General features: G+C 58.0%; 10 protein-coding genes. 9 read left to right on the forward strand and 1 reads right to left on the reverse strand.

Annotated features, from left to right (window positions below; translation table 11 throughout):
• Positions 1–149 (reverse strand): DeoR family transcriptional regulator (locus ACPYOI_RS32700; RefSeq protein WP_481423937.1); only part of this gene is annotated, 149 nt, incomplete at its 3' end.
• Positions 150–325: 176 nt separating this feature from the next.
• Between ACPYOI_RS32700 and ACPYOI_RS32705 the strand changes: the two genes are divergently transcribed.
• From ACPYOI_RS32705 to ACPYOI_RS32745, 9 genes are all read left to right on the forward strand, one after another.
• A complete protein-coding gene (locus tag ACPYOI_RS32705; protein ID WP_481423933.1) occupies positions 326–1,399 on the forward strand; it encodes a class II aldolase/adducin family protein in 1,074 nt (357 codons plus the stop codon).
• Positions 1,396–2,679, forward strand: coding sequence for an FGGY-family carbohydrate kinase (locus tag ACPYOI_RS32710; protein WP_481416486.1), 1,284 nt, complete (start codon positions 1,396–1,398; stop codon positions 2,677–2,679). The genes ACPYOI_RS32705 and ACPYOI_RS32710 overlap by 4 nt, the downstream gene beginning before the upstream one ends.
• On the forward strand, positions 2,676–3,524 hold the full coding sequence (locus tag ACPYOI_RS32715; protein WP_481416487.1) for a TIGR01459 family HAD-type hydrolase: 849 nt from the start codon (positions 2,676–2,678) through the stop codon (positions 3,522–3,524). Before ACPYOI_RS32710 ends, ACPYOI_RS32715 begins: the two co-directional genes overlap by 4 nt.
• 745 nt (positions 3,525–4,269) lie before the next feature.
• On the forward strand, positions 4,270–4,362 hold the full coding sequence (locus ACPYOI_RS32720) for a hypothetical protein (RefSeq protein ID WP_481416524.1): 93 nt from the start codon (positions 4,270–4,272) through the stop codon (positions 4,360–4,362).
• A gap of 44 nt (positions 4,363–4,406) precedes the next feature.
• The gene (locus ACPYOI_RS32725; RefSeq protein WP_481423934.1) at positions 4,407–4,595 is read left to right on the forward strand and encodes a carboxymuconolactone decarboxylase family protein; all 189 of its coding nucleotides are present in this window, start codon (positions 4,407–4,409) and stop codon (positions 4,593–4,595) included.
• 67 nt (positions 4,596–4,662) lie between these two features.
• Positions 4,663–4,992 carry a thioredoxin gene (gene trxA, locus ACPYOI_RS32730; RefSeq protein ID WP_481423935.1) on the forward strand — a complete coding sequence of 110 codons (330 nt, stop codon included), beginning with the start codon at positions 4,663–4,665 and terminating at the stop codon, positions 4,990–4,992.
• A 742-nt stretch (positions 4,993–5,734) separates the two neighbouring features.
• The gene (locus tag ACPYOI_RS32735; protein ID WP_481416490.1) at positions 5,735–7,639 is read left to right on the forward strand and encodes an ABC transporter substrate-binding protein; all 1,905 of its coding nucleotides are present in this window, start codon (positions 5,735–5,737) and stop codon (positions 7,637–7,639) included.
• Between the two features lie 85 nt (positions 7,640–7,724).
• Positions 7,725–8,732, forward strand: a complete 1,008-nt coding sequence (locus ACPYOI_RS32740) for an ABC transporter permease (protein ID WP_168833132.1) — start codon at positions 7,725–7,727, stop codon at positions 8,730–8,732.
• The coding region (locus ACPYOI_RS32745) for an ABC transporter permease (protein ID WP_481423936.1) at positions 8,729–9,509 on the forward strand (781 nt) is incomplete at its 3' end. The genes ACPYOI_RS32740 and ACPYOI_RS32745, both read left to right, overlap by 4 nt.

A 9,509-nucleotide genomic window follows, 5' to 3' on the forward strand; every position in this document is an offset into this window, starting at 1 on the left:
TTGGCTTTACCTAAGTCGTGAAGCTTGTCGATATCGCGCCGGATCGTCGCCGGTGATACGCCTAGACGATCCTGAAGATCGCGCACCGATGCAAAAGGCGTTTCCAGCAAAAGTTCGGTGATCATCTTGTGCCGCTCGGCGTCATTCAAGGTCGTCATCCTCCTCGGCCGCTCCCCGCCGATGATCAAAAATAATCACAAAGCCAGCCGACCTGCAAGACAATATGACGTAATAACTTCATTATTGACGTTCTTTGATCTCGAAATTACGGTTGCGAAAAAGTTTGCTCATGGCTGTAATGGCTCAGGGCATCGGAGGGTCAACAATGACTAACAGACCAATAAGGCTAGGTGCGGACTTCGAACGTTTCCTGGAGCTGTCCGCGATGCTCGGGCGGGATATCCTGAAAACCCAGGGTGCAGGTGGGAACACCTCGCTCAAGGGCGGCACTGAAATGTGGGTGAAGGCGTCGGGAAAGTGGCTGGCTCACGCCACAGAGCAGGATATCATGGTCCCAGTCCACGTTGCCGACTTAGTCACAGCTTTGCGCAACAACGATCCGCGCGCCGAGAAGGGGCTGGAGTTTGTCATCAAGACACTCAATACCAGCGGCTTACGGCCATCGATTGAAACAAGCTTTCATGCGGCCCTGCCGAACGCGGTCGTGGCTCACTATCACTGCGTCAACACAATCGCACTTTCGGTGCTGGAACAACGCGATGAGCTTCTGAAGCAAAAGCTCGATGAGACCGGCATGATATGGGCAACGGTTCCTTACCGGCGCCCCGGGACGCCGCTTGCCAGAGAGGTCGACCTTGCGGCCGCGACGAGCCCCGACGTCATGGTCCTCTATAATCACGGGATCATCGTCACTGGCGAGACCGTCGAAGAAGTTGCCGATCGGATCGAGCGGGTCACTTCAGCATTGACCATGTCCGCGAGACAAGTTCCTGATGCGTCTCTCGGGGTCTTACAGAGGCTGAGCCAGGAGAGCGGCTACTCGCCGGCCGCGGATCCGGCGAGCCACCAATTAGCGCTCTCGCCGGAAAATATCCGGCTGGCGATCAGTGGTTCGATGTATCCCGACCACGTGATCTTCCTCGGCAAGAAAATTGGCCTTCTCGAAGCAGATCAGTCCCTGCCGGCCTACATCGAAAGCTTTGCCAATGCGGGTGAAACCGCGCCGAAAATGATCATCGTTCCCGGCTGCGGTGTGCTGTTGTCGAATGAGCTGACAGCCGGCGGCCAGGTCATGGCCCGATGCCTGGCGGAGGTCGTCGCGCGCATTCCCGATAACGCGGAGGTCGTCTATCTGACCGAGGCGGATGAATATGAACTGACCAATTGGGAAGCGGAGCAATATCGCCAGGCGCTCGATCGCGGAGAAGCACAGTCGTGACGAGCCGGCAACCGTCAGGACGCGCAACCGTCGTTGGTATTGATGTCGGCACGTCCGGCGCACGTGCGGCCGCGCTTGCCGATGATGCAAGTGTCGTGGCGATCGCCAGCGCGCCGTTTGTGGATGCCGATGAAGGTCGCACACCCACGATATGGTGGGAGCGCACGTCGACGGCATTGCGCGAGCTTGCGACAAAGACAAGCCTTGCGGCCGTTCGCGCAATCGGCGTCGACGGCACGTCCGGTACGGTCCTGGCGATCGATGACAAGGGCGAACCGGTCGGTGCCCCGCTGATGTACAACGACACCTCTCCGGATGCATCGATCGTCGAAGACATCTCCCGGCATGCTCCGAGCGACAGCCCAGCGCGGGGCGCGAGCTCGGCCTTGGCGCGAGCGATTTACCTCGCCCGCCAGCCGTATGTCGCAAAGATCGTTCATCAGGCTGACTGGCTTTTGATGAAGCTCGGTGCGCGAGAATGCGCAAGCGATGAAAACAATGCCCTCAAGACCGGATATGACCTTGATGAGGAAAAATGGCCCGACTGGATAGAACGGGCCGGGCTCGATCGGCGCCTGCTTCCGGCCGTCCATCGTGCCGGCTCAGCACTTTCGGAGATAGATGGTTTCGTCCGAGGGCTCGGTGTTGATGAGAGTTGCCGCTTTCATGCGGGAACGACCGATGGCTGCGCATCTTTTCTTGCGACCGGTGCCTCGCAGATCGGGGACGGTGTGACGGCGCTCGGCTCCACGTTGGTTCTGAAGCTGGCTTCCAAACAGCCGATCAACGCGTCCCAATATGGAATCTATTCGCACCGGGTGCTCGATTTCTGGCTGCCTGGCGGTGCTTCCAACACCGGCGGTGGCGTGATCAGGTCGCTCTTCGGAGACGAGCGTCTCGATGCGCTCACGGCCCGCATCGATATCACCAGACCGACAGGCTTGAATTTCTATCCGCTGCTCAGGCCTGGCGAACGTTTTCCCGTCAGCGACGCGAATTACGCTCCTCGACTGGAGCCGCGCCCCAAGGATGAGGCGGTTTTTTTCCAGGCCGTGCTCGAGGGCATTACCGGGATCGAACGGCTTGGATACGAAAGGCTGGCGGAACTCGGCGCGGCCCGCCTGACATCAGTGCGAACCGTCGGCGGCGGTGCGAAAAACCCGGCATGGACCAGGATGCGCCAGACTGCCCTTGGTGTCTCCTTCGCGCCTTCGAATTCTACGGAGGCCGCGGTTGGCACGGCGGCACTCATCCTCCAATGGCAGAGGACACAGCGGTGACCATTGCTCCCGAGATATCTCTAGCAGCGCTGATCGACCGCTATGACTATTTCCTGATCGACCAATTCGGGGTCCTGCGCGACGACCACGCTTATGATGGGGCGGTCGCTGCACTCCGGAGGCTGAAAGAGGCGGGCAAACATGTGATCGTACTGTCCAACTCGGGCCGGAGCGGGGACTACAATGCCGAGCGCTTCGCTCGACTCGGTTTCGACCGCCAGCTCTTCGAGCGGTTCGTGACATCGGGCGACGTCGCCTTCGATTTATTGTCAGCAGACCCTAACATCCGCCCCGGAATGCGCGCTTTCACGATCTCCAGCGGCGGTGACCAGAATCTTGCTGACCGTCTGGGACTCGTCAGCGTTGCCCAGTCCGACGAGGCCGATCTTGTCATCATCTCCGGCAGCGAGGCCGAGCGGATCGAACTCGAGATCTATCGTCGACGACTGGCGCCCGCAGCGGCCAATAACGCTCCCTGTGTCTGCACCAACCCCGATATTCATAAGCTCGCCGGCGGCAAGATTGCGCCTGGCGCCGGGGCGATCGCACGAATCTACGAGAATCTTGGGGGGATGGTCCACTGGATCGGCAAGCCGCATCGCGAGATCTATGAATTCGCGATCGCGCAATGGGCCAGTGTCGATCCCGCTAAAATCGTCTGCATCGGCGACAGCATCGAACATGATATCAAAGGCGCGACCGATATGCGGCTTTCCTCCGTGCTGGTGCGGACCGGCATTCTGGCTGATGCCTCTGAGCAGGAGCTGTCAGAGCTGGCGCAGCATTTCGCTGGTGTTCCGACCTATATGATGTCGAGCTTTTCGCCCGATACGACCGCGCTTTGATTCGGGCTGTTGGTTGAAGCCATTGGCGCAAAGCGGGCATAACCAGTGCAGCGTCGCGCAAATCACCGTCTTCTTCCAAATCGCCCGCATATCGTAAACCAACGCCTGAGCGGTAACCACAAGAAGATTTATTGCATCGTTTGCCGAGGCGAGTTCCTGCCGCGAACTCAGGAGCGTTGCTTTCACCTCAGGCAGTCCGAATGGCGTCAGTGACGGAGCCTTCTGCCTGGAGAGTCCCACTGTGCGAACGACGGCTCCGGCGTTTGCGGCCACTCCGTCGACAGAGTGGAAAGCAGAGCGATCCTTCCCATTCCTGACCAAAACCGCAGGCGTTGTACCATCCATCCTAATAGATGCATCTCTGGCCGTTCACCGGTGATGCTTCCCGATGTTCAAACGAAGCTTTGCTGACCTGTCAAACCGTAACGTGAGACGAATTGGCACATAGTTGAGGCCTAGAGACATTAACAAACTCACTGCGGCTGCTTAGGTTCACTCCCGTCAACACGTTTTCAATCCAAGGAGTGAGCCAATTACCTCTGGTATCTCCACCCCCGCCGTTTCCGTCGCAACCGGCGAAACCGCTGACCTCTTCGCCCAGATCAAGAAGGCCGCCGGTGGCGTTCCGAACACCTTCGCCGCCATCGGTTCACTCGGCCCGGCCGCGCTGAAGTCGATTCTCGACGCCGACGCCGTCCTCGCCAAGGGTACGCTCGGCAAGCAGGATCTCGAAACCATCAAGCTGATCGTCAGCGAACAAGCAGGCTGCGACTACTGTGTGGCTGCCCATACCATGCTGAGCAAGCTGACTGGCCTGAAGCCCACGTTCTCAAGCTGATCCGCGCCGGCGAGCCGACCGGCGACACAAAGCGCGAGGCGCTGGTGCGCTTCGTGCGCAACCTGCAGAAGACAAGCGGACCGATCTCCGGAGAGGAATTCAATGCCATCATGGCGGCCGGGTACACTGACGAACAGCTCGTCGAGATCAGCCTTGCCATTTCGGTGACGATCTTCACCAACGTCTTCAACCGCATCAATGACACGACCGTCGACTTCCCGGCAGTCGCCTGATGAGGGCGACAAAGGGCGCCTTGCGCGCCGTCATGTCGGGGAGCGACCAAATCAAGGAGCAAGTTCAGTGACCTCTGTTGCGAGTGTAAAAATCGATACCCATAACTTCGAATCGGAAGTTCTCGAATCCGACATCCCCGTCGTAGTCGATTTCTGGGCTGCATGGTGCGGCCCCTGCAGGCTCATTGGACCGAGCCTCGAGGAGGTCGCGAGTGAAATGGCCGGCAGGGTCAAGGTCGCCAAGATCAACGTCGATGAAAACCCCGGGCTCGCCTCCGAATACGGCATTCGATCGATCCCGACCCTGGTGATTTTCAAGGCCGGCAAGGTCGCCGATGTAAAAGTTGGCGCGGCGGCCAAGTCGGCCCTGACCAGCTGGATCGAGACCGCCGCCTGATCGGATCGTCTTGAAGGAAATTGTGAGACAACGCGGCGGCCCGCGTTTGGGTCGCCAGATCGCACCTCCCACAGGACGGAGCCTCCCCGTCTCGTCGACGCCCCTGTCGGATGCGCTGACCTCGTTATTGAGCCGTTAGCAGCTCACGAATGTTGATGGTTGGAGCGCCAACCTCCTGAAAAGAATTCACTTTCCCGGGAAGAGCGCAGCGATATGAACGGTCCCGTGCCTTACCGGCAATGTCCGCGCGATCGAGCCTGAGGACACGCCGACCCTTTACCTGCGAAAGCAGCTCTGACATCTGCGCGGCTCCGTCCCCTAAAAGGCATGCGTCGCAACAGACTTTCCGTCAGCCATCAAGGGAACATTGAAGCTTCCAGCATAGCGAGGCAGATAGGCGGAACCGACGCCTGACACGGAAGGCATGGTCACCCGAAATGTCGCCGGCCTCCACCCTTGCCATTGTGTTGAACAGCGAGCAGCAACCATCCGAACAGCGTCGTCTCCGTGCCTCTCCCATGCGGTTATCCGCGGTTTCATCGACTAGTTTGGCCAGTTTGCCTTCCTCAGAAATGCAGCACGATCCCGTTAGCGATAGGAAAAGCCGGGCTTTCGCTTAGCGATCAATAGTATCATGATTTCGGATATATTCCGATATTTTCGTTGACAGCAATCTCGACATCGCCAATGATGAGCTTGGATACAGATGCCAAAGAGCAACTGGCCATTGGGAGGGTACGGCATGCTATCGAGGAGAACATTCATTCTGCTCGCCGGTACGTTTCTTGCGAGCAAGCCGTCTTTTGCACAAACCGCAGCGCCAACATCGGAAATCCCCCGTGAAGAGCTTCTCATCCTTGAGAATCCCGAGGGGACAATCAAGAACGCCGGATGGTTCAACATTTGGGCAATCAATGCCGGTGGCCAGACAACCGGCCTCCATCAGAATGCGATGGACACGTTCTGGTATATCGACGCCGACCACGGCATCGACGGCGTCTGGGACAATTCCCTCGCATCTGAAAAGCCGGCCTACAACAGCGATTTCACAGAGATGACAGTAAAGCTCCGCCCCGGAGTTTTCTGGAGCGATGGAGTCGAATTCACCGCCGACGATGTCGTCTACACCGTCGATACTCATCTCAGAACCAATGGCTTGCGGTGGAGCGCGCCGATACAGGTCAATGTCGCCTCCATAGAGAAGAAGAGCCCTACGGAAGTGCTCTTCAAGCTCAAGAAGCCGAACTCACGCTTCCATGCGCTGTTTACCGTGCGATGGAATGCCATGTGGATGATGCCCAAGCACGTATTCGAGAAAGTCGATGACGTCCTGAAATACGACTTCAACCCGCCGGTCTCGCTTGGTGCGTACACACTGAAAAATTTCGACCAGGGCGGCAAATGGTTCATCTGGCAGAAGCGTGACGACTGGCAGCGAACCACCGTTGCGCGTTTCGGAGAACCCGGCCCGAAATTTCTCGCTTATATCGATCCCGGTCCCCCCGAAAAGCGCGTCATCGAGCAGCGGAACCATCGGCTCGACGTCATCCACGACACGTCACCGGAAGGCATGTTCACACTTGCCAAGGAGTCGCCGTCCTCGACAAGCTGGTTCAAGGGCTTTCCCTACGCGCATCCCGATCCGACACTACCTGCTGTCATCTTCAACCATCGTCTTGAGAAGTTCCAAAACAAGGACGTTCGCTGGGCGCTGGCGCTGCTCATCGATATCAAGGCCGTTAGCATGGCCTCATATCGCGGTGCTGCGACGATCTCGGCCCTGGGTGTCCCGCCGACCGGGTTGTATCCGAAGTACTACTTCGAACCGATGGAGAGCTGGCTTGCCAGTTTCGAGGTCGATACAGGCAAGCGCAAGATCAAGCCTTACGACCCAACAATGGGCAAGCAGATTGCCGAGATGCTTCGACCATCAATGAAGGACCAGATTCCCTCTAGTCCGGAAGAGATTTCGACTGCGATCGGCCGCGGATGGTGGAAACCCGACAAGGAGGCCGCCACGGAGTTGCTGGAGAAGGCGGGCTTCACCAAGCAGGGCGGCAAGTGGCATCAGCCGAACGGCGAGCCGTTCACCGTCAAGGTCATGGTCGAAGGCGATCTGAGACCTGTGATGACGCGTGCAGGTTCGATCATTGTTCAACAATGGCGTCAGTTCGGCATCGACGCCAATATCGATGTTGCCCAGGGTACCCTGATCGACCGCCGCGGTGTCGGCGATTTCGACACCTTTATCGGCTGGAGCGTCGAGACCTGGGGCGGCCATCCGGACCTATCGTTCTTCCTGGACAGCTGGCATTCCCAGTTCGTGGCCGAAATCGGCAAGGTCCAGCCACCGCGCAACTGGCAGCGCTGGGCTGAACCGCGCCTCGACAAGATCATCGAGGAGATCCGGAGGATCGATTTCGACGATCCGCGGGGCATCGAACTGGGCCTAGACTATCTCAAGCTTACCGCGGAAGAGATGCCGACCATCCCGTTGATGTCCTACAACGTGTTCACCGTGATGGATACGACCTACTGGACCGGCTACCCCAACGCCACGGATGCGCCTTACACCGATCCCGTGCCGAACTGGGGCAACACCAAATACATGATGGTGAAGCTCAAGCCGGTAAAATCGGCCAAATAGCCCAAGGATGAGCCTGTGCGCGGGGGAAGGAAGGACCGATCCGTCCTTCCCCTCGCGATATCGTCAAGTCGGAGTTGGGTCACATATGCGATCATACGCACTCCACGTCGGCAAGCGTTTCCTGCAATTCGCGCTGGTGGTCTTTATCGGTATCAGCCTGACGTTCTTCATCACGCATCTGACACCGGTTGATCCGGTCGAGCATGCAGTAGCGCAGGTGAGCTCCTTTGGATTTTCGAGCCCGGAATCGATCGAGCTTCTTCGTCAGTCTCTTCGCGAACTCTACGGGACGGGCGACGGGCTTTGGACGCAGTATCTCGTATTCTGGAAACGGTTGGCCTTCCTTGATTTCGGCCCATCCTTGTCAGCCTTTCCGACACCTGTCACCGTCCTGATCGGAAACGCCCTGCCCTGGACGATCGGCCTTCTGACGTTTTCAACGCTTCTAAGCTGGTTGCTCGGCAATATTCTCGGCGGCCTTGCTGGATATTACCATCGAAACCGCCTTCTCAGGATCATCGGCGTCATCACGATGGGCGTGCATCCGGTTCCCTATTATATCGTTGCCTTTGTGCTGCTCATCGCGTTCACCTTCGTGCTGCCCTTGCTGCCGAGTGCTGGTGGATACGAGATGAACCTGCAGCCTGGATGGACGCCGACCTTCGTCGGCAGCGTCCTGCTGCACTCCATTCTCCCGGCACTCTCGCTCATGCTGGTCGGCATAGGGGGCTGGTTCATGGGTATGCGGGCGCTGGTGTCCAACATCATCACCGATGACTATGTCGTCTATGCCGAATTGGGGGGAGTTCCGCGCCAACGGGTCCTCAGATCCTACGTCATGCGCAATGCCTTCATGCCGCAGATCACCGGTCTAGCGATGTCGATCGGTGCGATCTTCAACGGCGCGGTCATCACGGAGCAGGTGTTCGGCTATCCCGGGATCGGCCGGCTGCTCGTCGATGCTGTGCACGCGGCGGACTATTCGCTGGTGCTGGGCATAGCCTCGATCTCAATTATTTCCGTCTCGGCTGCGGTCTTCCTGATCGATATTTTCTATCCGTTGATCGATCCACGCGTGCAGGTGCAGCAATGATCAGCGTCGTTCGAGATCTTTTCCGCTACAACGTCGAATTCGCGATCGGGATCATCATCATGACGGTCATCCTTGCGATCTCGCTCGCCTCCTTCTTCTCGCCTTACCAGCCGATCGATTCGTATGTCGTTGCGATGGACATGCCGCCCTCGCCGGAATTTATCTTCGGCACGAATTCACGTGGTCAGGATATATTCTGGCAGCTTACCTTCGCCCTCAGGAATACGCTCACCTTCGGTTTCGTCGTCGCCCTGATCAGCCGTATCCTGTCGCTGATCATCGGCCTGATTTCCGGCTACGTCGGGGGAATCGTCGATCGCGTGCTGATGTCGATAAACGATACCTTTATCGTCATTCCGCTGTTCCCCCTTCTGGTGCTCCTCTACTTTGTTCTTCGGGACGACATGACCTGGTTCACCCTTGCCCTGGTCATGTCGGGGCTGGGCTGGTCATACGATGCCAGGCTCATTCGCTCGATGATGATCAGCCTCAGGACTAGGGAATTCACCAACACGAGCATCTTCTCCGGCATGTCGATGCCTCGGATCGTCACGGAAGAGCATCTGCCCTACGTCCTGCCGATCGTCTTCTCCACCTTCATGAACAACATGAACTGGTCGATAGGCCTGGAGATTACTCTGGCCGTTCTTGGTTTCACCGATGTCGAGACACCAACGATCGGCGGCATGATCTTTTGGGCGAACCAGCACAGTGCAATGGTCTCGGGTGTTTGGTGGTGGTACTTCTTCCCGACCGCTTTCGTGACGCTGACCTTTA

This window comes from Rhizobium sp. SVR5-2C (assembly GCF_056755115.1).

Excerpts from the sequence above, each read along its gene's own strand:
- ACPYOI_RS32705 (WP_481423933.1), top strand. The coding sequence starts at position 326 with ATGACTAACAGACCAATAAGGCTAGGTGCGGACTTCGAACGTTTCCTG.
- ACPYOI_RS32735 (WP_481416490.1), top strand. The coding sequence starts at position 5,735 with ATGCTATCGAGGAGAACATTCATTCTGCTCGCCGGTACGTTTCTTGCG.
- ACPYOI_RS32740 (WP_168833132.1), top strand. The coding sequence starts at position 7,725 with ATGCGATCATACGCACTCCACGTCGGCAAGCGTTTCCTGCAATTCGCG.